The organism is Planotetraspora kaengkrachanensis (assembly GCF_016862895.1).
GTDB lineage: Bacteria > Actinomycetota > Actinomycetes > Streptosporangiales > Streptosporangiaceae > Planotetraspora > Planotetraspora kaengkrachanensis.
This window is the reverse complement of record NZ_BONV01000042.1, coordinates 1-24,096: the sequence shown is the minus strand read 5'-3', so window position 1 is coordinate 24,096 and position 24,096 is coordinate 1. Positions and strand designations below refer to the sequence as shown.

Here is a 24,096-nt window from a genome sequence, read left to right as displayed (position 1 = left end):
CGCCGGCTCAGCGCAGCCGCAGCGGCGCGCCCTCCCGGGGGACCAACTCCCCGATGACGGGCGCGCCGGGGATCTCGCCCGCCACGAGCAGCCCGCCGGACGTCTGCGCGTCGGCGAGCAGCAGCAGTTCGTCCCCGTCGACCTTCCCCGCGTCCAGGTGGGGCTCCACCCAGGCCAGGTTGCGCCGGGTGCCGCCGCTCACGTAGCCGTCCCGCAGGGCCTCACGGGCGCCCTCCAGATACGGCACGGCGGCCACGTCGACGACCGCGGTGACGCCGCTCGCCCTGGCCAGCTTGTAGAGGTGACCGAGCAGGCCGAACCCGGTGACGTCGGTGGCACACCGGGCTCCCGCCGCCAGAGCGGCCCGGGAGGCCGCGGAGTTCAGGGTGGTCATCGCCGCGACGGCCTGGGGGAAGACCTCACCGGTCGCCTTGTGCCGGGAGTTCAGCACGCCGATGCCGAGCGGTTTGGACAGGGAGATCGGCAGCCCGGCCCGCCCCCCGTCGATGCGCAGCAACCTCGACGGGTCGGCCAGGCCCGTCACCGCCATGCCGTACTTGGGCTCGGGATCGTCGACGCTGTGGCCGCCCGCGACGTGGCATCCCGCCGTCGCGGCCACGTCGAGCCCTCCGCGCAGGACCTCCCTCACCAGGTCCAGCGGGAGCGTCTCCCTGGGCCAGCCCAGCAGGTTGACCGCGACGAGCGGCTCACCGCCCACCGCGTAGACGTCCGACAACGCGTTCGCCGCGGCGATGCTCCCCCAGTCGTACGGGTCGTCCACGACGGGAGTGAAGAAGTCGGCCGTGGCGACGACCGCGCGGCCGCCCTCTATCCGGACGACGGCGGCGTCGTCCCCGTCGTCCAGGCCGACCAGCAGGTCGGGGGGTGATCCCGAGCCGGCGAGGAGGCCGGAGACCATGGTCTCAAGCTCGCCTGGGGGGATCTTGCACGCGCAGCCGCCGCCGTGCGCGTACTGGGTCAGCCGGATCCCGGGGGGCGCCGTCGTCTCGGTCATGCAGCACTCCTCCGGGTCATGTCCCGCTCTGACATGGCACGCCACGGTCGCGCCGTGCCGCTAGTGCCGTACCCGGTCGGGTTAGGTTTCTCCCGGAGGCGTCTGGGCGCCTGGTGGCCCCCGCGGTCTTCAAAACCGACGAGGTCGAGGTCCTCGGCCTGGCGGGTTCGATTCCCGTCCGCCTCCGCTAACCCTGCCTATCTGGGATGACGCAGACACGGTGGCCGCGGTGTGCCGCGCATCGTGCAGCTTGATCTTCGGTAAACCCGGCCCTCTCCGACTTGGGGGTGTCCACGATGGTCTGCCCGCCGAACTGCAGCACGGTCTGGACGATGGTCGCGTGCCCGGCGTCCAGGTCGATGTCGGCCCACCGGAGGCCGCACGCCTCCCCGCGGGGCAGGCCGCGCAGGACGGCCAGGCGGTACAGCAGCCCGAGGGGCTCTCGCTCGGCCTCCCGGAGGGAGATCACGACCTGTTCGGGCGACCGCCCTTGACCTGCCGTTTCCTAGCCTGTGTGGGTGGTTCTACGCATGGTCGGCCTGAACGGGTACGAGGTCGAAGCGATCAACCTGAACGGTCGGCAGCGACTGCGGGTCTCCCGAATGGTGGGCGGCCGCCGCTACTTCATCGCGTACTGCCGCACGCCCGCGGAGGTGGCGGCCCACGTCGACCTGGCGGACCTTGTGGAAGTGACGGACTTCAGCGCCTATCGCCGCCTGTGACCAGTACAGACCAGGCCCATCATGGCGCCCAACTTGGCCAGGGCCTCTTCGGAGGGACTGCCTGGCTCCGCTTGCATCGTGACAAGACGCTGGCCGGGGGCGCTGTCGACGGAGAACGCCTCCTGCCAGAGGATCAGGTCGCCGACAAGGGGGTGGCGAAAGTGAATGGCGTCGCCGCGCCTGTAGCGTACGTCGTGGCGAGCCCACATCTGTTGAAAGTCTTCGCTGTCCTCCGAGAGCTCCTCGACCAGCTCGAGAAGGGACGGATTTTTGTGGTCCGCCCCCACGACGGCACGTAGGTGGGCCACCAGGCGCTGGGCCTCCTGTTCCCAGGCCGTCCAGAACCCCTTGGCGGCCGGGTTGAGAAAAAACATCCGCAGAACGTTGTCCGTGTGCTCTAACCCCTCGAAGAGGGCGACACACAGCGCGTTTTGGGCCAGCACGTCCGTTCGACGGTTCAGCACGTGCGCCGGCCCGTGGTCCCAGCCGTCCAGGAGCCGCAGCACATGCGGCACGACCTGTTCATCCTCGCCATCGACCCCATACCTGCGCGCCCGGGTACGGGCGAGCTGGTGAAGATACTCGGCGGCTTCGGCGTCAAGGTGAAACACGCGTGCCAGGGCGTCGATCACCTGATCCGACGGACGGCGTTCTCTGCCCTGCTCCAGCCTCATGTAGTAGTCGACACTGACCCCCGCCAGCAAAGCCACCTCATCGCGGCGCAAGCCCGGCGTGCGCCGGCGGTCGTGACCGCTTGGCAAGCCGGCCTCTTCGGGGGACACGAGCTGACGCCGAGCACGGAGGAACTCGGCAAGGGGGCTCCGCATACCGGACAGAGTACGAAGGGCCAGGTCAAAGCCGCGCAAAACGAGGGAAGCTTAAGCGAGGGAAGCTTATGAGCGGGCGCAATCACATTCGTGCTTGACGGCGCGGCCGATGGGCGGCCCGCCGCGACGGCATTCAGAAGCTCGTGGTCGGCGCGATCGTCCACCACGACGGTGACGTCCTCCTCCTGGAGCGCGTCCCGGATGACTTCCTGGGCGGCATCGAGGAACTCCCCTCCGGGGGTGTCGAGGACGGCGAGACCTTGATCGGCGCGCTGGCGCGCGAGCCGGCCGAGGAGATCGGCTGGACGGGCCCGCCGGCCATCGACAGTCGGTTCGTCGGCTCGTTCGACTACACCTCCGCCTCGGGGCGGCGGGCCCGGCAGTTCACGGTCTCGGTCTACGCCGAGGGCCGGGCCGTCGTCCTGTCGGACGAGCACGCCGCCCACCGGTGGATCCACCCCAGCGCGCTGGCCGGGGCCCGCGTCACTCCGGAGACCGAGGCGGTCATCCGCGAGTGGGTGTCCTCCCACCAGTAACAACCGAAGAGGCCTGAACGGGCGCGCAGTGGAAACCTACGAAGGTTTCCCGGCCGGGCTCGCGTCGGGCGGCTCGTCGCCGGGCGGCGACCTTCGCGTTAGTGGGGTGTCGCCTTGCTCCGTGTGGATCATCATGCGGCGCCGATAACAGGCCAGAAGACAGCCGATCGCGGCCAACGACAACCAACGGTCTTTTTCCAAGTAGGGCGGCACGGCCAACGATGACCAATGGTTGCCAACGTCCGCCTCCGCCATGCGCATCTACCTGCGGTGACACCCGGAGGGCGGGCTCGATGGCTTCGCCTGTCGGTCTTCGTCTGAGATGTCCTACACACGGCCCTGAAGGATCTCGGCCAATCGCAGCCCGGCCTCTTGGCGCCCATCCGAGCTCGCGGTTCTCACCTTGATCCCGCAGTAGTCCCCGCCACGGCAAGGGAACCACAGCTCGCCGTGCGTCGCGTCGTACGTGGCGCCCTCGACGAATCCGCTCAGCGGCTCCCCGATTTCGGCCACGGACTCGTACTGCGCCTTGGGCAGCACCGCCGCGAAGATCGCCTCATTGAAGCCGTCCTTGGCGCTTGAGGCCGTCCAGACGCATCCGCCGAACGTGTAGTCGTGCTGGCCGCCGTCATTCGGGCCGATCACGTCAGCGACCTCGTCCTTGGTGAGGAAATCGCAGCTGGCGTCGCTGTCACCGGAGCCTTCCCCGGCGGGGGCGTTCACACCGGGCAGGCTCACCGGGCTGGAATCACCCGAGCCGCCGCCTCCGCAAGCCGTGACCAACGCCAGCGCACCGGCGAGAATCGCAGCCTGCGTGAACTTCCTGAAGACGTTCATGGTTTCATCCGTTTCATATATGGGGGTAATAGCGGGAGAATTCCGAAGCATTCGGTTCGTCGCGGGAAGGCCACCATCTGTCCTGCGCCAGTGCAGCCGGTTGGGCTCCATGAAGAGGGCGTATTGGGGCGTTCGATGGCTTCGCGTAGCTGGGAGCTGTGTCGGTCGGGGCTCTTGCATCACCAGTTGTAGGCCGGGCCGCTTGCAAAGTGCTTTCAGCGGCCTGACCCCCACACGCAGACCGCTGGTCATCCCGCACGGTGGGAGTGCCACCGCGTGATAGGCCGGGCCGGCCCCCTCGACGCCCCGGCTGGGCAAGGCTGGTTGTCCGTACCGATGACGGGGACGCTCTGGTAGATCGAAGTGAGCGATCCTGTTGAGCCCAAACCGGACGGCAGTTCCGAGTGGGCCGCACTGTCGACACTCGCTGCCTCGTGGCGCGGCCGCCGGAATCAGGAGGGGCACCGAGCCTGGGCTGAGTTGCGCATGATGCCGAGATCCCCATCACTGCGGCGGACCTGGCATGAGCTCGACCACCAGCGGCGGCGAATTGTGAGCTCTTACCAACCGGTGATGGTCCGGTGAAAGTGACCAAATCTTACGGAGAGGCCGCGAACCATAACACTCCGTCGTTACGCTAGGACGATCACCCCCGGAACCAGCACAACATTCGCCTGAAGCGGAATGCCGCTGTTTACTGCAGCGACAAGAAAAACTACGTACCGTAGCGCAGTCGCTATGCAAAGGTGTGGCGAGGGTCGGCCTAGGCGGGAGTGATACCGGGAACGTACACTCACAGCGCACTAAGGCGAATAACGACAATGGCGCCCAAGCATCCCGATAAGGAGATCCGGAAGCTTCTCGAAGAAGCTGAAGATCAAGGCTGGGAGGTCAAGCCACCACCAGGACGGGGGTACTGGAAGATCATGTGTCCGTGTGCGGACAAGCACTGGAGCACCGTGAAGATCAGTCCGTCCAACCCTAAGTACCTGAACGAACTGCGGAAGAAGTTGAAGCGGGAGACCTGCTGGAAAGGGGTGAGTTGAGCCGTGAAGTTCCGGGCCGAATTGGGCCTCGCCTTCCAGGGCGACCTCACGATCCTTGAGCCCCGACTCGACAACCTCATGGAACAGCTCCTGACCATCGAGGAGTGCGACGAAATGGTGGAGGATCCTGACATCACCGCGACGCTCACCAAGGGCGAGGCGGTGGTCAGCATGTACCTCATCGCTGAGGACCTCCCTGGAGCGGCCCAGAAGCTGGTCGCCACCGTGCGCCATGCCATCCACGCCATCGGGGACGGCACCCCGGGGTGGGAGGGCGCCGAGAAAGTCGTCTTGGAGCACAGCATCGCTGTACGTCCGGCAGACCGCGCCCTAATAGACGTCTGACGACCAAGGCGCACAGGCCCCGCCTCCAGTAGGAGGAGCGGGGCGTGCGCATCAGCGCTTGTCCGATCCACCGCCGAGCCGCCGAACCGCTGTCCGTCATCTGGCAGAGGCTGCGCGTCTTCCCAGGTGAGAGGGGATGGCGCTTGTACGTTGAGGTGTGGACCGACGAAGGCGCGTGCCGCGCACAGACACCGTCCTTGCCGACCCGCGCCTTGCCGAGACGGTGGAGCGGCTCGGGCGGGCCGTGGTCAAGGACGCGGTCGTCGCCGCCCAGCAGCGCGTACGGCAGGGCGAGATCGAGCCTGAGGACGTCGCCGACGCGGCCCTGGCGGCGCTTCCCCGGCATGCCGCCCACCTGCGCCCGGTGATCAACATGACCGGGGTGCTCATCCACACCAACCTCGGCAGGGCGCCCCTTTCGCCGGCGGCCGTGGAGGCCGCGGCCGTGGCGGCCGGGCCGGTCGACGTGGAGTTCGACCTGGCCGCGGGCGTCCGGGCCAGACGTGGCAGGACCGCCCTGGCGGCGCTCGCCGACGCCGTGCCCGCCGCGGACGACGTGCACGTGGTCAACAACAACGCAGCCGCGCTCGTCCTGGTCGCCACCGCCCTCGCGGCGGGTCGGGAGATCGTGATCAGCCGGGGTGAACTGGTGGAGATCGGGGACGGATTCCGGATCCCCGACCTTCTGGTCTCGACCGGGGCGCGGCTGCGCGAGGTCGGCACCACCAACCGCACCACGCTCGCCGACTACCGGGCCGCCGTGGGGCCGGAGACCGGGTTCGTGCTCAAGGTCCATCCCTCGAACTTCAGGATCGAGGGGTTCACCGGTTCGGCCGGGATAACGGAGCTGGCCGGGCTCGGCGTCCCGGTCGTGTCGGACATCGGTTCGGGTTTGCTGGAACGGGAACCGCTCCTGCCCGACGAGCCCGACGCGACGACCACCCTGAAGGCCGGCGCCCATCTGGTCACGGCCAGTGCCGACAAGCTCCTCGGCGGCCCCCAGGCGGGGCTTGTGCTCGGGCGGCGCGACCTCGTCGAACGGTGCAGGCGGCATCCGCTCGCCCGGGCGCTGCGGGTCGGGAAGGTGACGCTCGCGGCGCTCGAGGCCACCCTCCGGGGTCCCGCCACCCCTCTCCACCAGGCACTGCACGCGGACCCTCGGGCTCTGCTCGACCGCGCGCAGGCCCTGGCGGACGTCCTGGCCGATTCGGGGATCGACGCGAGAGCCGTACCCGCGGAGGCGACCGTGGGCGGCGGCGCGGCTCCTGGGGTGCGCCTGCCCAGCGCGGCGGTGAGCCTTCCGGAGCGGCTGGCCGCGCCGTTGCGTACGGGCGATCCGCCCGTCGTGGGGCGGGTGGAGGGCGGCAGGCTGCTGCTCGACGTGCGCGCCGTCCCCGCCGACCGGGACGGCGACGTGGCTCGGGCTGTGCTGGCGGCGGGCCGCTGATGCATGTCATCGCGACCGCGGGTCACGTCGACCACGGTAAGTCGACGCTGGTGAGAGCTCTCACCGGGATGGAACCCGACCGGCTGGAGGAGGAGCGCAGGCGCGGGCTGACGATCGAGCTGGGCCACGCGTGGACGGCGCTGCCGTCGGGGGAGCGGATCGCCTTCGTCGACGTCCCCGGGCACGAGCGTTTCCTCGGCACGATGCTCGCCGGAGTCGGCCCGGTTCCGGTCGTGATGTTCGTGGTGGCCGCCGACGAGGGCTGGATGCCCCAGTCGGAGGAGCACCTGGTGGCGCTGGAGACCCTCGGCGTACGGCTGGGCCTGCTGGTCGTGACCCGCGCGGACCTGGCCGAACCCGGGCCTGCCGTCCTGGAGGCCCGGGCGCGTCTGGCGCGGGGCGGTCTCGGGCAGGCGGAGGCGCTGGTCGTGAGTGGCCGCACGGGTGAGGGCCTCGCCGAGTTGCGGGCGGCGCTGGACCGGCTGGTGTCGGGCCTGCCCGCGCCCGACGCCGAGGCTCCGGTGCGGTTGTGGATCGACCGGGTCTTCAGCGTGCGCGGCAGCGGGACGGTGGTGACGGGGACGCTTCCCGAGGGCCGCGTCTCGACCGGCGACGAGCTGGAGATCGACGGCGAGCCGGTGCGGATCCGCGCCATCGAGTCGCTGAAGGAACCGGTGGACTCGGCGACGGGCGTGGCGAGGGTGGCGCTCAATCTGCGCGGCAGGCTCACGCCGGAACGGGGACGTGCCCTCGTGACCGCGGGCGCCTGGACCTCGACCGACCTGGTCGACGTGCGGATACACGCCGCGCCGGGCTTCGACGGTCCCCTGCCGAGGCGGCTGACCGCCCACATCGGCTCGGCGGCGATCACGTGCGACGTGCGGCCGCTCGGCGTTTTGGTCGCGCGGCTGCGTCTCGGCCGGCGGGTGCCCCTCCACCTCGGCGATCTCCTGCTGCTGCGTGATCCGGGCGGACACCGGGCGCCGCGCGTGCTCGCCGGGGCCCGGGTCCTCGATCCGCGGCCGCCCGGGCTGGTACGGCGGGGCGCGGCGCGGGCACGCGCCGACCAGCTCGCCGCGGCGGCCTTGGACGCGCCCTCCCTGCTCCGGGTGCACCGGTTGCTCCGCGGCGAGCAACTCCTCGCCATGGGCTGCGAACTCCCAGGTCCGCCCGTGGAGGGGGACTGGTACGCCGATCCGGCCCATTGGTCCAGCCTGGGCGAACGGCTGGCCGAGGCCGTGCGCAGGCACGGGGACGACCACCCGCTGGAGCCGGGGATGCCGCTGGAGGCGGCCCGCCACGAGCTGGAGCTGCCCGACCGGAGGCTGGTGACCGCCCTCATCCATCCCCCGCTGAAGACGGTGGGCGGCCGGATCGTCTCGGGACCGTCCGGAGGCCTTCCCGCGACTGTGGCAGGAGCCGTGCGGCGGCTGGCCGCTGAGCTTTCCGAGCGTCCCTTCCTCGCGCCGGAGGCGGGACACCTCACGGCTCTCGGCCTCGGCCCCCGCGAGCTGGCGGCAGCCGTACGGGCCGGGGCGCTGTTGCGGGTGGCCGACGGGATCGTGCTGCTCCCGGGTGCGGACGCCCGTGCGGCGGCGGTGCTGGCGGCGCTGCCGCAGCCCTTCACGGTCAGCCAGGCCAAGATCGCCCTGAGCACCAGCCGCAGGGTCGCCGTGCCCCTCCTGGAGCATCTCGATCGCCGCGGGTTCACCGAGCGGGTGGACGACTACCACCGCATATGCCGGGTAGGCGGCTCCTGACCAGCAGGTATACCGTCGACTCAAGGGGCCGTCGTCGCCCGAGGGCCCGGTGACGGCCGCTCGGCCGCCCCTCACCCCCCGTCCTCGTCGCGGGCGGCGGCCGGAGTCTCGGCAAGGAAGGAAGCCGCCATCATGCCGGGCAACAAGGCTGTCGTGTACGAGGGGCCAGGACATGTAGAGATCGTCGACACCGACTATCCCGAGTTCGAGCTCAAAGAGGGACCGGGGGTGCCTCCGGCGAACGTCGGCAGGAAGGTCGGGCACGGGGCGATCGTCAGACCGGTCGCCACCAACATCTGCGGGAGCGACCAGCACATGGTCAGGGGTCGCACGACCGCTCCGCCCGGGCTCGTGCTCGGACACGAGATCACCGGTGAGGTGGTGGAGGTCGGGCCCGACGTCGAGGTCGTCAAGGTCGGCGACCTGGTGTCGGTGCCGTTCAACATCGCGTGCGGCCGCTGCCGCAACTGCAAGGCGGGCGACACCCACATCTGCGAGCGGGTCAACCCGGAGCAGCCGGGCGGGGCGTACGGCTATGTGGACATGGGCGGCTGGCCGGGCGGCCAGGCGGAGTACGTCCTGGTGCCCTACGCCGACTGGAACCTGCTGAGATTCCCCGACCGCGACCAGGCGATGGCGAAGATCCTCGACCTGGCCATGCTCGCGGACATCTTCCCGACGGGCTACCACGGATGCGTCTCCGCCGGCGTGACCAGCGGATCGACGGTGTACATCGCGGGCGCGGGGCCGGTGGGGCTCGCCGCGGCGTGCGCGGCCCAGTTCCTCGGGGCGGCCGTGGTCATCGTCGGCGATCTCAACAAGGACCGGCTGGCCCAGGCGCACAGCTTCGGCTGCGAGACCGTCAACGTGGCGGACGGCGACCCGGGCGAGCAGATCGACCAACTCCTCGGCGTGCCCGAGGTGGACTGCGGCGTCGACGCGGTCGGCTTCGAGGCGAAGGGCCACGGGCCGGGAGCCGAGGAGGCGCCCGCCACCGTGCTGAACTCGCTGATGCGGGTCACCAGGGCCGGTGGCCGGCTGGGCATTCCCGGGCTGTACGTCACCGGCGATCCCGGGGCGAAGGACGACGCGGCCAAGGAGGGGTCGCTGTCGATCCGGCTGGGCCTGGGGTGGGCCAAGGCGCACGCGTTCGTCACCGGCCAGTGCCCGGTGATGCGGTACCACCGCAAGCTCATGATGGCGATACTCAACGACCGCGTTCAGATCGCGCAGGCGGTCAACCCGACCGTGCTGCCGCTCGACCAGGCGCCGCACGGTTATGAGGAGTTCGACCACGGAGCGGCGCGCAAGTACGTCCTCGACCCGCACGGCCTGATCAACGTCTGACGCGCTCAGCCGATCACGACGGGCGCGCCGGCGCTCCGGCGAGGCCGCGGTGCAGCAGGGCGGTGAGAGCATCGATGATCTCGCCGTCCGCCACACCCGGGCCGTGCTCGCCCGCCGTGAGGACGGCGTATCCCAGCATGGAGAGCATGGCGCCCATGGCGGCGGCCACGAGAGTGGGGTCGCCGGGCAGCTCGCGGCCCTGCTCGCGCATGTACTCCAGGTGTTCCCGCAGGTCGCCGGTCTGGTCGGCGAGACTCTGCCAGGCGCGGCCCGAGCCCGGCGGGTCGGTCATCATCGACTGGGTCAGCGCCACGACCACGGGGAGATTGTCCCGGTAGGTGCGCCAGGCCACCGCCACGTGCGCGCGTAGCGGGCCGGCCTCGGCGAGATCGTGCTCATGGGGACGCTCCACCGCCCTGCCCGCACCGATCGTGGCGTCCACCTGCGCCTCCATGTCGGCCAGCAGTGACTGGAGGAGGTCCTCCTTGCTGCTGAAGTGGTCGTAGAACGAGCCGGTGGCCCGGCCCGCGGCCCGGGTGATGTCGGTGATCTTCGTGTTGAGGTAGCCGCGCTCGACGAAGAGCCGCCGTGCCGCCTCCTTGAGCGCGGCCTCGGTTCCCGCCGCCTTCTCCTTGCGCACTCCCACCGGCGTGTTCCCCTTCCCTGTCCCTCAACGGGTTGACACCCATCTTCGCGGCTCTCCATACTGAATCAACATTCACTGAATATAAATTCGGTGAACGAATGTTCAGGAGGGCTCATGGAAGTCATCGTGACGGGCGGCGGCGTGGCGGGGGCGGCGAGCGCGATCGCGTTGCGGCGGATCGGCGCGGAGGTCACCGTCTACGAGGCGTACTCCGACCCCGCGGGAGAGGTGGGCTCGTTCCTGAGCCTGGCGAGCAACGGCCTGCGCGGTCTCGAGGCGCTCGGCTGCCTGGAGGAGGTCCAGCGGCTCGGCTTCGCCGTGCCGACCCAGCGGATGATCGCGAGCTCGGGCCGCGTGCTCGGAGAGATGGCCCGCGGGCGGATGCCGGACGCCCCGCTGCTCAGCGTGGCCCTCATGCGCGGCCGGCTGGTGGAGACGCTGCGCGAGCAGGCGATCCACGCGGGCGCGCGGATCGTCACCGGCAGGCGCCTGGTCGGCGCGGCCCCGGCGGGCGACGGGGTCGGGGCGGAGTTCTCCGACGGCTCCGGCGCGAGCGCCGACCTGCTCGTGGGCGCGGACGGCCTGTGGTCGGCGACCCGCTCGATCCTCAATCCGGAGACCGCTCGTCCCGGGTACGCGGGGATGTACAGCGTCTCCGGGGTGTCGGAGGGCGTCCCCGGCATGGCCGGCCGGCCGCCCGTCTTCAACATGGTCTACGCCCGCAACGGCGCGTTCATCTACATCCCCGCCCCCGACGGCACGGTCTGGTGGTCGGCGCAGATCATCGCGCCGCGACAGCCGGACACGTCGGGCGTCGGCGACGCCGAGTGGCTCGCACACCTCGCGGAGCTGTACCGCTTCGAGAGGACGCCCCTGGCGATCATCGAGGCCACCGCCCAGTTGCACCGTCCCACGCTCATGCACGTGCTGGCCGAGGTCCCCACCTGGCACGACGACCGCGTCGTGCTCGTCGGGGACGCCGCGCATCCGGTGGGCGCCGGGCAGGGGGCGTCCATGGCGATCGAGGACGCGGTGGTCCTCGCACAGGCGCTGGCGCGGAACGCCTCCACCGCCGCCGCCCTGGCGGAATTCGACCGGTTGCGGCGGGCCAGGATCGGCAGGATGGCGAAGATCGCGAGCGCCAACCGCGAGGCCAAGAAGGCCGGGCCCCTCGGGCGCCGCCTGAGCGACCTCTTCATGCCCGTCGCGTTTCGTCTCTTCTACACGAGGGCAACGTCCTGGCTGTACACGCATGACCTGGGCACACTGCCCGAGGTCACGAGAGGAGCCGCTCGTTGAGCATCGGCGCGGGGTAGCCGGGGACACGGGCCGGATGCCGCCACGGCTCGTGGACGACCGATCCTGGGAGGTCGGCGAGCTCCGGGACGTACCGCCGCACGCACTCGCCCTCGGGGTCGACCTTCTTGGCCTGGCGCAGGGGATTGAGCACGCGGTTGGGCCGGGTGTCGTTGCCGGTTCCCGCGACCCACTGCCAGTTGCCGCAGTTGTTGGGGATGTCGGCGTCCAGCAGCAGATCGTTGAAGTGGTCCGCGCCCACCCGCCAGTCGATTCCGAGGCGTTTGGTGAGGAAGGAGCCGACGATCATCCGGAGCCGGTTGTGCATCCACCCCTCTGCCTGGAGCTGGCGCATCCCGGCGTCCACGATCGGCACGCCGGTCATCCCCCGGCGCCAGGCCTCCGCGGCCTCCTCGTCGTCCTCCCATTTCGCGCGTCTCGGCCGGTAGTCCCGCCGGGGAAGCTCGGGGAAGGCGTGGGCGACCTGGTAGTAGAAGTCCCGCCAGCACAACTGCCTGACGTACTCCTCGCCGCCCGGCCTGCCCGCCGACCTCGTCACCACCTCGATCGGTGAGACGCATCCGAAACGCAGGTAGGGACTCAGCATCGAGGTGCGCCCGGCGGCGAGGTCACGGCCGTCGGCGTACCCGGCCAACCCGCCGCGCAGCCACGCGTCCAGATGGCGTCTTCCCTCGGTCTCACCCCCCTTGAGCAGCCCGAACGGCTTTCGCGAGGCTTGGGGAAGTGACCCGGTGTCCAGCTTCGCCGGCAGCCGCACCTGGGTGGGGGGATCGAGGGCCCGCCGCTTGGGGGCCTGCGACCAGGCCCGCCAGTAGGGCGTGAACACGCGATAGTGATCACCCCCGATGGGCACGAGGTCACCGGGCGGGACCACGGTCAGGCCCGGGTACAGCCGGAAGTCGAGCCGTTCGCCCGCGCACGCGTCCGCCAGGCGCTCCTCGCGCCGGCGGGCGAACGCGCTGACGTCCGCCGCCGCCCAGATTCCGTCCGCCTCCACCTGGCGTGCCAGCTTGATCGCTTCGGCGACCGGATCGCCGTGCCGTACCACCAGGTCGCCGCCGAGCTCGCGGAGACGGGACCTCAGGTCGTGCAGCGCGTCGCGCAGGAAGTCGGCACGGTGACGCGGTTCGATGGCCGGATCGACCACGAACAGCGGCACGACCTGCCGCGCCTGCTCGCACGCCTCCGCCAGGGCCGGATTGTCGTGGACGCGCAGGTCCCTGGTGAGCAGCACGATGACCGTCTCCACACACTGCTCTTCGAGGCGGATCCGGTGATCGGTTGCCGCGATTCAGGAACCCCCGCCCGGAGGGAGCGCGGGCAGCCCCTCCGGCGCCCCGTTCTCGATGAGGGAGAGCAACGCGTCGGTGTCGACGTACCTCTCGATCATGTCTCCCAGCGCGTCGAGCTGGCGCTCCCGCAACGCGGCGAAGGACACGCCGGGGGCCGGGGAGAAGTCGTCCTTCCCGGCCGCGGAGGCGATCTCGGCCAGGAACGCCCGGCGGAAGGCGTCGTTCTCCAGGGCTCCGTGCCAGGTGGTGCCCCAGACCGTGCCCACCCGGCACCCGTCGAGGAACGGCTCGGCCTCCCCGTCGAACGACACGACCCCGTGGTGGATCTCGTAGGCCGCGACCCGGTGGCCGTACGCCTCGCCGACCGGCCGGGAAAGGATCTTCTCCGGCCCGAACTCCACTGTGGCGGGAAGCAGCCCGAGGCCCTCGACCAGGCCTTCGCCGGACTCCACCTCGTCCATGATCGAGCGGGCGAGCATCTGGTACCCGCCGCAGATCCCCAGGACGGGACCCCGCCGCTCGGCCACGGCCGAGGCGAGGCCCGTACGGCGCAGCCAGTCGAGGTCGCTCACCGTCGCGCGGGATCCCGGCAGGACCACCAGATCGGCCTCCCTGATCTCCGCCGCCTCGGCGGCCGAGGAGACGAACCTGACCACGACTCCGGGCTCGGCCGCGAGGGCGTCGATGTCGGTGAAGTTGGAGATCCTCGGATAGCGCACCACGGCCACGTGGAGGCTCGCCCCAGTGTGGGATCCGGTGTGTGATCCGGCGTCCGGCGGCTCCGCGGTCCGCCTGTTGTCCAGGGCGAGGGAGTCCTCGAGGTCCATCCACAGGCCGTCGAGCCAGGGCAGCACGCCGTACACCCGGCGCCCGGTGAGCTCCCTGAGCGTGTCGAGCCCGGGCTCGAGCAGTTCACGCGCCCCGCGGAACTTGTTGATCAGATATCCGGCGATCAGGGCCTGGTCCTCGGCCTCCAGCAGGGCCAGCGTGCCGTACAACGAGGCGAAGACGCCGCCCCTGTCGATGTCGCCGACCACGACGACGGGGATGTCCGCCGCGCGGGCCAGCCCCATGTTCGCGATGTCCCCCCTGCGCAGGTTGATCTCCGCGGGGCTGCCCGCGCCCTCGCAGACGACGACGTCGAACTCAGCGCGCAGCCGCCGATAGGACTCGATGGCGACGGCTCTGAGCCGGTCCTTGTAGGCGAGGTACTCCATGGCGTCCACGTCGGCCAGGGGCTTGCCGAGCACGACCACCTGGCTTCGCCGTTCGCCCCCCGGCTTCAACAGGATCGGGTTCATGTCGGCGGTCGGCTCCAGCCCGGCGGCCTGCGCCTGGGCGACCTGGGCCCGCCCGATCTCGGCTCCGTCGGCGGTCACGAACGAGTTCAGCGACATGTTCTGCGCCTTGAACGGCGCCACCCGCACGCCCTGGCGGGCCAGCCACCGGCAGATTCCCGCCGTCACCACGCTCTTGCCGGCATCCGAGGTCGTCCCGGCCACCAGCAGTGTCCCCTTCGGGGTCCGATTCAGCACGGAACCCACCTTTTCAGGCGGGCAGACGCAGGGTGAAGACCGATCCCCTTCCCGGCTCGCTCGTCGCGGAGACGGTCCCGCCGTGGGCCTCCGCGAGCTTGCGGACGATGGACAGGCCGAGCCCGCTGCCGCCGGTGGCCCGGTTGCGGGACTTGTCCGCCCGCCAGAACCTCTCGAAGACGTGCGCGAGGTCCTCTGCGGCGATCCCGGAGCCGGTGTCCTCGACGTCGATCACGACGTGGCCGCCTTCCAGGCGCGAGCGCACCGTGACGGATCCCCCGGGAGGCGTGTGCCGTACGGCGTTGGAGACGAGGTTGCCCACGGCCTGGCGCAACCGCAGCGGGTCGGCGAGGATCTCGGGACGGCCCTGGGCCTGCGAGGTCAGCGTGACGCCTGCCGCGTCCGCGCCGCCTCTGTGGGCGGTGACGACCTGGGCCACGAGATCGGGCACGCCGATGGGCTCCTTGTGCAGCCTGAGTTCGCCCGCGTCGGCCATCGCCAGATCCTGCAGGTCGTCGATGACGTGTTGCAGGAGCATGGCCTCCTCGAGCAGCGAGGCGGTCAGCGTGCGGTCGGGGTCGACGACGCCGTCCTCCGCCGCCTCGAGCCAGCCCCGGATGTTGCTGAGCGGTGTGCGCAACTCGTGGGCCACGTCGCTGACCATCGCCCTGCGCAGCTTCTCCAGTTGCTCGCGCCGCTCCGACATCGCGTTGAAGGCCGTCGCGAGCCTGCCGATCTCGTCGCCGCGATCGACGTCCACCCGGGCGGAGATGTCCCCCTCCTCCATCCGCCTGGCCGCGCCGGTCAGCGCCCGCAGCGGGCCGATCAGCCGGATGCCCGCCAGGATGGTGACGGTGACGGTGATCAGCAGGACCCCCGCCGCGACCCCCGCGATGCGGGTCTGGTTGGCCCGGGAGAGGTCGAAGATCGTCGATGGCGCCGAGCTGCGGCTGCTGACGAACATCAGGGCCGTGGGCGCGACGTAGGACGCGAGTTGCTCGCGCCTGCCGGAGGTGACGCAGTCCTGCACGACCTTCCGGTCCTTCGCGCTGTCCTGGCGCGGGGCCGTCTGCCTGGAGGTGGTCGCGCTCGCCGGCGCCGGCATCGGCGTCCAGCTGAAGTCGAGGGCGAGCTTCACGTCCGGCCGCCCCTGATGCGCGAGGCAGGTGTGGACGAGCTCGCCGAGCCGGGTGAGCGCCTTCGCCTCGGTCCGGCTCGGCGCGTCCAGGACAGGGGCGGGACACCTGCTGGACAGATCAAGCCCGTGATCGGAGGTCTCGACGCGCGGCCGCCCGTTGGGGTCCTCCACGATCTTCGTGGTCACGGCGAAGAAGGCGTCACGCAGGCATGCCGCGCGCCGCTGGGCGGCAGCGCGCAGCGTGTCACGCTCCGCACGGGTCAGCCGGTACGGCCCGACGGCGCGAGGATCGATGTGGTCGGCCGGAGCGTCGGCCACCAGGGCGCCGTCGACGGACAGTGGGTCGATCACCGCGGTCGGCTTGGCGGGCAACGAGATCGGGCCGGTGTCGGAGTCGAGGATCGGCGTGCGGTCCTCGGTGGTCAGCGTGATCCTGTGCTTGAGCTTCCGCGCCAGATCGCCGACCACCTGCCGTGCCCCGTCCCAGTCGGGGTGGGTGGCCGCGTAGCCGAGGAGCGCGTCGTAGGTCCTGGCGTCGTCCGCGAGGGCCTGGCCCTGCTCCTGCTGGATGGCCACCGTGGTGCTCCGTACGGTCAGCCAGGCCGTCGCGGCGATGGAGCAGACGGACACGAGCACGGACACCGCCAGCAACCGCATGAGCAGGCTGCGGCGGAACGGCACGTCACGGCGCATCGTGGATGTCCCGCCGACCATCTGCGCCGTTCTCTCCGCCGGGGGAGCCGTCGGTCAGCTTGTAGCCGACGCCGTAGACGGTGACCAGCCGGACGGGATGGCGGGGCTCGGGCTCGATCTTCCTGCGGAGGTTCATCACGTGCACGTCGACCGTCCGCGAGGTGATGTAGCGGTCGAAGCCGTGCAGGTGGCCGAGGATCTGCGGCCGGGTGAACACCCGGCCGGGCTCCGCCGCCATCAGCTCCAGCACCTGGAACTCGCCCGGAGTGCACTCGATGCGGCTGCCGTCCACGCTGATCTCGTGGCGGACCGGATCCACCGCCAACGCGCCGACCCGGAGCATCGGATCGATCTTCGGGACCGTGGAGTGGGCCCGCCGGAGCAGCGTGCGGACGCGGGCGGTCAGCTCACGCGGGCTGTAGGGCTTGGTCATGTAGTCGTCGGCGCCGAGGTCGAGGCCGAGGAGCAGGTCGTCCTCCGTGGAGCGCGCGGTCAGCATCAGCACCGGGAGGTCCGACTCGGCCCGGAGAATGCGGCACACGTCCAGTCCGTCGACCTTGGGCATCATCACGTCGAGCACGAGAAGGTCGGGGGGCGTGCGGCGGACGGTGTCCAGGGCTTCACGGCCGTCGTGCACGGTGACGACCGAATGCCCCTCGCGCTCCAGATAACGGCGGACCAGTTCGGCCTGCTTCACGTTGTCCTCCGCGACCAGGACGTATGCGCACATAACGGCGATCCTAGGCGTGGTCCGAGAGGGCCCGGACGCCCCCGGCCTGGTGGTTCATGGGAGCGCTAAGGGTTCCTGACAGGTTTCTGACAATCCCGGCCCATCCTGTCCGCCATGCCGAGAACCAGTTCCCTTCGCTACTACAGGTCCCAGGCCGCCGGGCTGTGCGCTGCGGCGTCGCTGCTCGCCCTCAGCGCCTGTGCCGCGTCCGGTGAGGGCCGGGATCAGGGGGTGGCCTCACTCGCCAGTGCCGTACCGGAGGATGGCGGCTCCGGCACGACGACGCCCACGGCCGGCGCGATCGAGGCCGCGAGACCTCAGCTCCGCCTGGACAGCACCGAGGAGGAGGTCAAGCGGCTGAGGTTCGCCTACTGGGCGTGCCTGGAGACCCATGGGGTCAAGATGGACACCGCCCGTGTGGGCACGTCGAAGGCGCAGGCCCCTCCCCTTCAGAGCGGCCCGAACTCCCACGAGCCGGCGGAGGCGTACAGGGCCTGTCTCGTGAAGATGCCCCTCATGCCTCCTGAGCTGGACCGGGACAGGAACCCCGACTACGTGGTCCAGCATCACGCCTACGTCAAGTGCCTCAAAGCGCACGGAATGCATGTCACGGAGCTTCCCGACGCGAGTGGCTGGACCTACGCCGACAACGACCAGCCGGCCGAATCTGTGCGACACAAGATCGACAAGGACTGCAAGATGGAGGTCTTCGGTGGCAGGAACTGACGTCGCGGACGCGCCGCCGCGGAGGGGAAGGAAGCGGCACGTTCTGGGGGCGGTCGCCCTGCTCGCGGTCGTGGCCGCCGGTGGGGCAGCGTTCGTGGTGATCGACCACGGAGGCGAGCCCGAGGCGACCGGGACGGCCAAGGCTCCGGTGGCGACCACCTCCGTGGTCAAGACCGATCTTTCTGACACCCGCACCCTCCCGGGCACCTTGGGCTTCGGCGCCGAGCGCTCGGTGCGGGGCGCGGGCACCGGACTGGTCACCCGGCTGCCGAAGGCGGGGGCCACGGTGGCCAGGGGCAAGCCCCTCTACTGGGTGGACGATCACCCCGTGCCGGCCTTCGTGGGGGACACGCCGCTGTTCCGCAAGCTGGACAAGGTGGGAACCCGGGGCCGGGACGTGACCGTGGTGGCGAACAACCTGCGCGCCCTCGGGTACACCATCGGCTACCTGCCGCCCCAGACGCCCGCCGCCGGGAAACCCTCCGTGCCGGGTGACGTCTTCACCGCTCCGCTCAAGTCGGCGCTCAAGCAGTGGCAGGTGGACGCCGGGCTGGAGCCGACCGGCACCTTGGACGTCGGCCAGGTCGTCGTGCTCCCCGGGCCGTCGCGGGTCGCGTCCATCAAGGCCCAGCTCGGCGATCCCGTCGCGGAGGAGCTGATCACGGTCACCCCGACGGCCAAGGTCGTGACCGTGCCGGTGGACGCCACCGACGTGGGCACCATCCGCCCGAAGGCGCGCGTGAGCATCGTGCTCCCCAGCGGCAAGAAGATCGCGGGACAGGTCACGGCCATCGGGAGGACCGTTCAGGACGTGACGGACGGCTCCGGTCAGAACACGGCCCAGCTGAACATCACCGTCACGCCTCGCAAGGCCGCCGACGTGAAGGCGCTGGACGCCGCGGGCGTCGAGGTGACCTTCACGTCCCAGGTCCGGCGGGGTGTGCTCGCCGTTCCCGTCGGCGCGCTGCTCGCCCTGCGCGAGGGCGGCTACGCCCTCCAGCTCCCCGACGGGAAGCTCGTCGCCGCCGAGACCGGGATGTTCCTGAGGGGGATGGTCGAGGTCACGGGCACGGGCGTCACCGAGGGCCTCAAGGTGGTGACGAGCTCATGACCTCCGGCGTTCCCGTCATGCGCGTCCACCGGGCCAGCAAACTCCATCCGGGTGGTGTCACCGCCGTCGACGACGTCTCGCTGCTGATCGACGAGGGTGAGCTGCTCGCGATCGTCGGCCCTTCAGGCTCGGGCAAGTCCACCCTGCTGAACATCATGGGCACGCTCGACCTGCCGACCAGCGGCACCGTGGAGATCGGCGGACAGGACGTCGCCGCCCTGACCGACCGGAGACTGTCCGCGCTGCGCGGCAGGCTGCTGGGATTCGTCTTCCAGCAGTTCCACCTGACCGACGGGCTGAGCGCGGCCGAGAACGTGGCCACCGGGCTGCTCTACGCCGGGGTGCCGCACCGCAGGCGCCGCCCCATGGCGCTCGAGGCACTGGCGCGGGTGGGACTCACTCATCGGGTCGGGCACCTGCCCCATCAGCTCTCCGGCGGGGAGAGGCAGCGGGTCGCCATCGCGCGTGCCCTGGTCAACGAACCGGCGCTGGTCCTCGCGGACGAGCCGACCGGCGCCCTCGACACGGCCAACGGCCAGGCCGTGCTCGAACTGCTGACCAAACTGAACGCGGAGGGCACCACGATCGCGATCGTCACCCATGACAGGGACATCGCGGCACGGGTGCCCAGGCGGGTGGAGATCCTCGACGGCCGGATCGTGCGCGACACCCGTCCGGGCGGGCACGCCATGACGGGCGCCGGTCTGTCGGGGAGCCTGTCGTGAGGCGGACGACCCGGACCGATCCCGTCCGTCTCGCCCCGGGAGACATCCTGCGGCTCGGGCTCCTGGGCATCCGCACCCGGAAGATGCGGGCCGCGCTGTCGGCACTGGGCATCTCGATCGGCATAGCCACGCTGATCATCGTGATGGGGATCCCGGCCTCCAGCCAGAGGGCCCTGATGAACGAGCTGTCCGCGCTCGGCACCAACATGTTGCGCGCGGAACCCATGCCCAACCAGGACCCCCCGGTCCTGCTGCCCGAGACGGCCGACGGCATGGCAGCCCGCGTCGGCCCCGTCACCGTGGCGAGCGCCGTCGCCAACACCCACGCCGTCGTGGCCCGATCGGACAAGGTGGACGCCGGGGACGCCGCCGGCATCAGCGTGCTCGCGAGCCGCGACAACCTGCTCGCCGCGGTGAACGGCTCCGTTCAGTACGGACGATTCCTCACGACCTCGACGGACAGGTTCCCGACCGTCGTCCTGGGCTACGAGGCCGCGTCACGCCTCGGAATCAACGAGCTGGTGCCCGGCCAGGAGCCCCCACAGGTGTACGTCGGCGACCACTGGTTCACCGTGATCGGCGTCCTTCGTCCCATGCCGCTCGCCCCCGAGCTGGAGCGCTCCGTACTGGTCGGGTGGGAGGCCGCCCGGCGGTACCTGCGCTTCGACGGGCATCCGACGGTCGTCTACGTGCAGGCAAGCGAGGACGCCCTGGAGGCCGTGCGGGACGTCCTGCCCGCGACCCTGCACCCGGAGACCCCCGACCTGGTCGTGGTCAGCCGTCCTTCGGACGCGCTCGCGGCCAAGCGCGTGACGGAGACGACGTTCTCGGCGCTGTTCCTCGGCCTCGCGGGCGTCGCCCTGCTGGTCGGAGGCATCGGCGTGGCCAACACCATGGTGGTCTCCGTACTCGAACGCCGCCGTGAGATCGGCCTGCGCCGGGCGCTCGGCGCCACCCGCGGCCACATCCGGGCCCAGTTCCTCACCGAGTCGGTCGCGCTCTCCGGGCTGGGAGGTGTGATCGGCACCCTGCTGGGGGTCCTGGTGGCCGTCGGCTACTCGGCGTACCAGGGATGGCCGCCGGTGATCCCGCCCGTCGCGGCGTTCGGCGGCATCGGCGGCGCGGTGGTGGTCGGCATGGTGGCCGGGGTCTACCCGTCGATCCGTGCGTCCCGCCTGACCCCGACCGACGCCCTTTCCGCGCCGTGATTTCCCGTGATTTTCGCTCTCTGACCACGACCGGAACCTCATCGCCCCCTGACAGGTTCCTCACAACTCCTGGAGATGCTCACCCTCATGATTTCCCTCTCTGATCGCACCGTCCGGCTCGCCGCCGTCGTACTCGCCGGTTGTTGCTGGCTCACCGCGTGCGGCGGCTCGGACGACAAGGCGGCGACGCGGAACGACGGCGTCGCGTCCCTGGTCACCGAGTCTCCCTCCGGCACGTCGAGCACGGCGAAGCCCGATCCGGCGGGAGATTCCTCTTCTGACTCTTCTTCTGATTCCTCTTCCGAGTCGAAGCGGCCCCAGTTGCGCCTGGACAGCACCGCGGAGGAGGTGGCGATGTACCGGAAGGCCTACGCCGAGTGCCTGACGGATCATGGATCGCCCACCAAGACCAGTGGTGAGCCCACCAAGGCGGAGACGAAGGCGTACGAGGCCGCGAGGAAGGCCTGCGAGAACAAGATGCCGCTCATGCCGCCGGAGTTCTCGCCCAAGACGAACCCCCACTACGCCGACGACGTGCGCAAAGAGGTGGCGTGCCTGAAGCGGCACGGGTTCAAGGTGCACATCACGCCGGCCACGGGCTCCGATCCCAACGCGATCGGGTGGACGTACGACAGCATCCCGGCGGAGGGCGTGGACATCGAGAAGATCCAGAACGAGTGCCGGGCGGAGGGGTACGGCGGCGGAGCCGCCCTGGCCCCCGGCGCCGCGTGATCACGTCTCCCGCGTGATCGCGTCTCCCGCGTGATCATGCACAGGCTCGGTGAAGTGCGGGTTGAGCTGCGGCGACGCCCGGCGTGATCATGCGCGAATTCGGAAATGATGCGCTGACCTGGGAAGACTAGCTCCGTGATCATGCACGTGCGGGGGCCGTGCATGATCACGCAGGGTCATTCAGGCCAGGCGGAATTCCGGATGACGTCGACGAAGTCGATGTGGCGGAAGCCCGGGACGAAGTGTTCGAGCACGTCCGCGTTGACCGTGCCGAACGTGGACGCCGGGCGGTCCTTGAACCCGTTCGTGAACGCCGCGAGGATCTGGCGTTTGAAGTCGGGACGCGGATGGGCGGCGACGACCGCCGCGACATCGCCGGGGTCGAGCTCGTCGTAGCCGATGCCGAGGACGTCCGTCTCCACACCCGCTGTCACCAGGGCGATCTCGGGATCGAGCCGGTACGGGATCTCCGGTGTGGTGTGCAGGGCGATCGCCTCCCAGACCCTGCGGACATCGGACGTGGGCACACCGTGGGAGTCGAGGAACCGACGGGCCTCGTCGGCTCCGTCGAGCTCGAACCGCTGGTCCGTGCGCCGGTAGGTCTCGGTCAGCCCCAGGTCGTGGAACATCGCGCCGACGTAGAGCAGCTCGGCGTCGGCGGACAGCCCGAGCCGCCTGCCCTGCAGCGTCCCGAAAAGATAGACCCGCCGGGAGTGGTGATAGAGGAGGGGGGTCGTCGCGTCCCGCACGAGTTCGGTCGCTTCGACGGCGAGTTGCGAGTCGGGTACGGCGACGCCCGCGATGGTCTCCGACATGACAACGATCTCCTTCGCCCGCCTGCGGTGCCTGGCTGGAACATGCCCTGGAGTTCGACCGATTTGACTCCGCAAAAAGACAAGAACGCCTGGTAGAACATGATCTGTCCGCCTGTGGTGTACGCCCGAGACCGTCGGTGGCGTCTGCGAGGATGCGGTCTCCGGACGTTCGAGGGGGGTCGGCCGATGGGCCAGATGGATGCAGCCGCGATGGCCGAGGCGCTCGTCTCCGAGGCGCTGCGCGTACGGCACCACTGGGACGAGCACCGGTTCCGCCGGACGGTGGAGGTTCTGGCCGATCGGTCCGATCATGCGGGGTGGCCGCGGACGGTCGACCGTACGTTGCTGTCCGGCCTGCGGCAGGCCGTCACCGCCGCGTGGCAGGCCGGCTGGCAGCCCGCGGACGTGGCCCGTCGGGTTCGCCGCGCGTTCGGGGGCGAGCACGTGCAACTCGCCGTCGACGCGATGGCCGGCGAGATGCGGGCGTACGCCGCCGTGACCGTCGCCGAGCGGTGGCTGGCGCAGCTTTCCGCGCTCGACGCCCGTGTGTGGTGGGAGGCCGACGAGGAGATCCTGCGCGAAAAGGGCGACCGGCACGCGATGGTGACCCGCGCCGTCGAGGTCCTTTCCGTGCTGACCATGCTTCCCCGGCTGGAGCGGCTCTGCCCGCTACCCGGTACGGCCCGCCGTGCCGTACCCGTGTCCGGCCGGGTGGCGGGAGAGCGGACGCTCGCCCGCATCCGGGCCCTGCTGGCGAAGGCCGAGTCCACCGAGTTCCCCGCGGAGGCGGAGACCTTCACCTCGGCGGCACAGTCTTTGATGGCCAAACACAGCATCGACGCCGCGATGCTCGCCGCCGAGCCGGGCGGCGCCGAGGAACCGGCCGGCCGCCGGGTGGGGATCGCCTCTCCTTACGAGAAGCCCAAGGCGATCCTGCTCGACGTCGTGGCCTCGGCCAACCGGTGCCGGGCCGTCTGGAGCAGGGACCTCGGGTTCTCCACGGTCCTCGGGTTCGACGCCGACCTCGACGCGGTGGAGTTGTTGTTCACGTCGTTGCTGGTCCAGGCGACCTCGGGGATGGTCCAGGCCGGTGCCCGCCGTGATCTCGCCGGCCGGTCGCGTACCCGCTCGTTCCGTCAGTCGTTCCTCGCGGCGTATGCCCAGCGCATCGGCGAGCGGCTCCGGGCGGCTTCGGGCGAGGCGGTACGGCAGGCCGTGGCCGAGGCGGGAAGTGATCTTCTGCCGGTCCTGGCCGCCCGGGAGTTGGCGGTGGACAAGGCCGTCACCGTGCTGTTCCCCCGACTGTCGCGAACCGGTGTCATGTCGGTCAACGACCGGGAGGGCTGGGTGTCCGGAAGGGCGGCCGCCGACCTGGCCACTCTCCACGCCCGCGACAAGATCGCCTGAGAGCGCGCAGGACTTCGAGGGGATCACCCCGCGCCCCGTTGTGTCTATTGCGCGTGATCATGCACACCTTCGCGCATGGGCGCGATGAGCTGCGCGGATGCCGTACGTGATCATGCGCGAATTCTGGCAATGACCCGCT

General features: G+C 70.4%; 23 protein-coding genes and 1 tRNA gene. 14 read left to right on the top strand and 10 right to left on the bottom strand.

Going from position 1 to position 24,096, the window contains the following annotated elements; genetic code table 11:
* Window positions 1–7: 7 nt before the first annotated feature.
* Window positions 8–1,015, bottom strand: coding sequence for a selenide, water dikinase SelD (selD, locus tag Pka01_RS33235; RefSeq protein WP_203886925.1), 1,008 nt, complete (start codon window positions 1,013–1,015; stop codon window positions 8–10).
* Window positions 1,016–1,109: 94 nt separating this feature from the next.
* Between selD and Pka01_RS33230 the strand changes: the two genes are divergently transcribed.
* Window positions 1,110–1,202 (top strand) — tRNA-Sec (locus tag Pka01_RS33230).
* Here Pka01_RS33230 and Pka01_RS33225 read toward each other — a convergent pair.
* The gene (locus tag Pka01_RS33225) at window positions 1,203–1,484 is read right to left on the bottom strand and encodes a site-specific integrase (RefSeq protein WP_203886924.1); all 282 of its coding nucleotides are present in this window, start codon (window positions 1,482–1,484) and stop codon (window positions 1,203–1,205) included. It abuts the tRNA gene before it with no gap.
* A 49-nt stretch (window positions 1,485–1,533) separates the two neighbouring features.
* Here Pka01_RS33225 and Pka01_RS33220 point away from each other — a divergent pair, with 49 nt between their 5' ends.
* Window positions 1,534–1,737, top strand: coding sequence for a transposase (locus tag Pka01_RS33220; protein WP_203886923.1), 204 nt, complete (start codon window positions 1,534–1,536; stop codon window positions 1,735–1,737).
* On the opposite strand, the gene Pka01_RS33215 is transcribed toward Pka01_RS33220, so the two are convergent.
* Window positions 1,722–2,564, bottom strand: coding sequence for a helix-turn-helix domain-containing protein (locus tag Pka01_RS33215; protein ID WP_203886922.1), 843 nt, complete (start codon window positions 2,562–2,564; stop codon window positions 1,722–1,724). The two genes, Pka01_RS33220 and Pka01_RS33215, sit on opposite strands and share 16 nt — an antisense overlap.
* Window positions 2,565–2,707: 143 nt before the next feature.
* On the opposite strand from Pka01_RS33215, the gene Pka01_RS33210 reads away from it, so the two are divergent.
* A complete protein-coding gene (locus Pka01_RS33210; RefSeq protein ID WP_203886921.1) occupies window positions 2,708–3,100 on the top strand; it encodes an NUDIX domain-containing protein in 393 nt (130 codons plus the stop codon).
* Window positions 3,101–3,427: 327 nt separating this feature from the next.
* Here Pka01_RS33210 and Pka01_RS33205 read toward each other — a convergent pair whose 3' ends face one another.
* Window positions 3,428–3,937: a hypothetical protein gene (locus tag Pka01_RS33205; protein WP_203886920.1), complete on the bottom strand. Its 510-nt coding sequence runs from the start codon at window positions 3,935–3,937 to the stop codon at window positions 3,428–3,430.
* 1,049 nt (window positions 3,938–4,986) lie between these two features.
* On the opposite strand from Pka01_RS33205, the gene Pka01_RS33200 reads away from it, so the two are divergent.
* The 4 genes from Pka01_RS33200 (at window position 4,987) to fdhA (ending at window position 9,882) form a co-directional block, all read left to right on the top strand.
* Window positions 4,987–5,328 carry a hypothetical protein gene (locus tag Pka01_RS33200; protein WP_203886919.1) on the top strand — a complete coding sequence of 114 codons (342 nt, stop codon included), beginning with the start codon at window positions 4,987–4,989 and terminating at the stop codon, window positions 5,326–5,328.
* Between the two features lie 175 nt (window positions 5,329–5,503).
* Window positions 5,504–6,775, top strand: coding sequence for an L-seryl-tRNA(Sec) selenium transferase (selA, locus tag Pka01_RS33195; RefSeq protein WP_239115744.1), 1,272 nt, complete (start codon window positions 5,504–5,506; stop codon window positions 6,773–6,775).
* On the top strand, window positions 6,775–8,535 hold the full coding sequence (gene selB / locus Pka01_RS33190; protein WP_203886917.1) for a selenocysteine-specific translation elongation factor: 1,761 nt from the start codon (window positions 6,775–6,777) through the stop codon (window positions 8,533–8,535). The genes selA and selB overlap by 1 nt, the downstream gene beginning before the upstream one ends.
* Window positions 8,536–8,667: 132 nt before the next feature.
* On the top strand, window positions 8,668–9,882 hold the full coding sequence (gene fdhA / locus Pka01_RS33185; RefSeq protein WP_203886916.1) for a formaldehyde dehydrogenase, glutathione-independent: 1,215 nt from the start codon (window positions 8,668–8,670) through the stop codon (window positions 9,880–9,882).
* A 13-nt stretch (window positions 9,883–9,895) separates the two neighbouring features.
* Here fdhA and Pka01_RS33180 read toward each other — a convergent pair whose 3' ends face one another.
* On the bottom strand, window positions 9,896–10,528 hold the full coding sequence (locus Pka01_RS33180; RefSeq protein ID WP_203886915.1) for a TetR/AcrR family transcriptional regulator: 633 nt from the start codon (window positions 10,526–10,528) through the stop codon (window positions 9,896–9,898).
* A 114-nt stretch (window positions 10,529–10,642) separates the two neighbouring features.
* On the opposite strand from Pka01_RS33180, the gene Pka01_RS33175 reads away from it, so the two are divergent.
* The gene (locus Pka01_RS33175) at window positions 10,643–11,827 is read left to right on the top strand and encodes an FAD-dependent monooxygenase (RefSeq protein ID WP_203886914.1); all 1,185 of its coding nucleotides are present in this window, start codon (window positions 10,643–10,645) and stop codon (window positions 11,825–11,827) included.
* Here Pka01_RS33175 and Pka01_RS33170 read toward each other — a convergent pair.
* Genes Pka01_RS33170 through Pka01_RS33155 form a run of 4 tightly spaced genes read right to left on the bottom strand, consistent with a single transcriptional unit; the run spans window position 11,805 to window position 17,233 of the window.
* The gene (locus tag Pka01_RS33170; protein WP_203886913.1) at window positions 11,805–13,094 is read right to left on the bottom strand and encodes a cryptochrome/photolyase family protein; all 1,290 of its coding nucleotides are present in this window, start codon (window positions 13,092–13,094) and stop codon (window positions 11,805–11,807) included. The two genes, Pka01_RS33175 and Pka01_RS33170, sit on opposite strands and share 23 nt — an antisense overlap.
* A gap of 42 nt (window positions 13,095–13,136) precedes the next feature.
* The gene (locus Pka01_RS33165) at window positions 13,137–14,669 is read right to left on the bottom strand and encodes a cobyric acid synthase (RefSeq protein WP_203887005.1); all 1,533 of its coding nucleotides are present in this window, start codon (window positions 14,667–14,669) and stop codon (window positions 13,137–13,139) included.
* Window positions 14,670–14,685: 16 nt separating this feature from the next.
* Entirely contained in the window at window positions 14,686–16,503 is a 1,818-nt protein-coding gene (locus Pka01_RS33160; protein ID WP_203886912.1) for a sensor histidine kinase, read from the bottom strand.
* Entirely contained in the window at window positions 16,493–17,233 is a 741-nt protein-coding gene (locus Pka01_RS33155; RefSeq protein WP_203886911.1) for a response regulator transcription factor, read from the bottom strand. Before Pka01_RS33155 ends, Pka01_RS33160 begins: the two co-directional genes overlap by 11 nt.
* A 114-nt stretch (window positions 17,234–17,347) precedes the next feature.
* Here Pka01_RS33155 and Pka01_RS33150 point away from each other — a divergent pair, with 114 nt between their 5' ends.
* From Pka01_RS33150 to Pka01_RS33130, 5 genes are all read left to right on the top strand, one after another.
* Entirely contained in the window at window positions 17,348–17,959 is a 612-nt protein-coding gene (locus Pka01_RS33150; RefSeq protein ID WP_203886910.1) for a hypothetical protein, read from the top strand.
* Window positions 17,946–19,070, top strand: coding sequence for an efflux RND transporter periplasmic adaptor subunit (locus tag Pka01_RS33145; protein WP_203886909.1), 1,125 nt, complete (start codon window positions 17,946–17,948; stop codon window positions 19,068–19,070). Before Pka01_RS33150 ends, Pka01_RS33145 begins: the two co-directional genes overlap by 14 nt.
* The gene (locus Pka01_RS33140; protein WP_203886908.1) at window positions 19,067–19,795 is read left to right on the top strand and encodes an ABC transporter ATP-binding protein; all 729 of its coding nucleotides are present in this window, start codon (window positions 19,067–19,069) and stop codon (window positions 19,793–19,795) included. Before Pka01_RS33145 ends, Pka01_RS33140 begins: the two co-directional genes overlap by 4 nt.
* Window positions 19,792–21,003: an ABC transporter permease gene (locus Pka01_RS33135; protein ID WP_239115740.1), complete on the top strand. Its 1,212-nt coding sequence runs from the start codon at window positions 19,792–19,794 to the stop codon at window positions 21,001–21,003. Before Pka01_RS33140 ends, Pka01_RS33135 begins: the two co-directional genes overlap by 4 nt.
* A gap of 87 nt (window positions 21,004–21,090) precedes the next feature.
* Window positions 21,091–21,735, top strand: coding sequence for a hypothetical protein (locus tag Pka01_RS33130; RefSeq protein WP_203886907.1), 645 nt, complete (start codon window positions 21,091–21,093; stop codon window positions 21,733–21,735).
* Window positions 21,736–21,911: 176 nt separating this feature from the next.
* Here Pka01_RS33130 and Pka01_RS33125 read toward each other — a convergent pair whose 3' ends face one another.
* A complete protein-coding gene (locus Pka01_RS33125; protein ID WP_203886906.1) occupies window positions 21,912–22,550 on the bottom strand; it encodes an HD domain-containing protein in 639 nt (212 codons plus the stop codon).
* A 195-nt stretch (window positions 22,551–22,745) separates the two neighbouring features.
* On the opposite strand from Pka01_RS33125, the gene Pka01_RS33120 reads away from it, so the two are divergent.
* A complete protein-coding gene (locus tag Pka01_RS33120; RefSeq protein WP_203886905.1) occupies window positions 22,746–23,957 on the top strand; it encodes a DUF2786 domain-containing protein in 1,212 nt (403 codons plus the stop codon).
* Window positions 23,958–24,096: the final 139 nt, after the last annotated feature.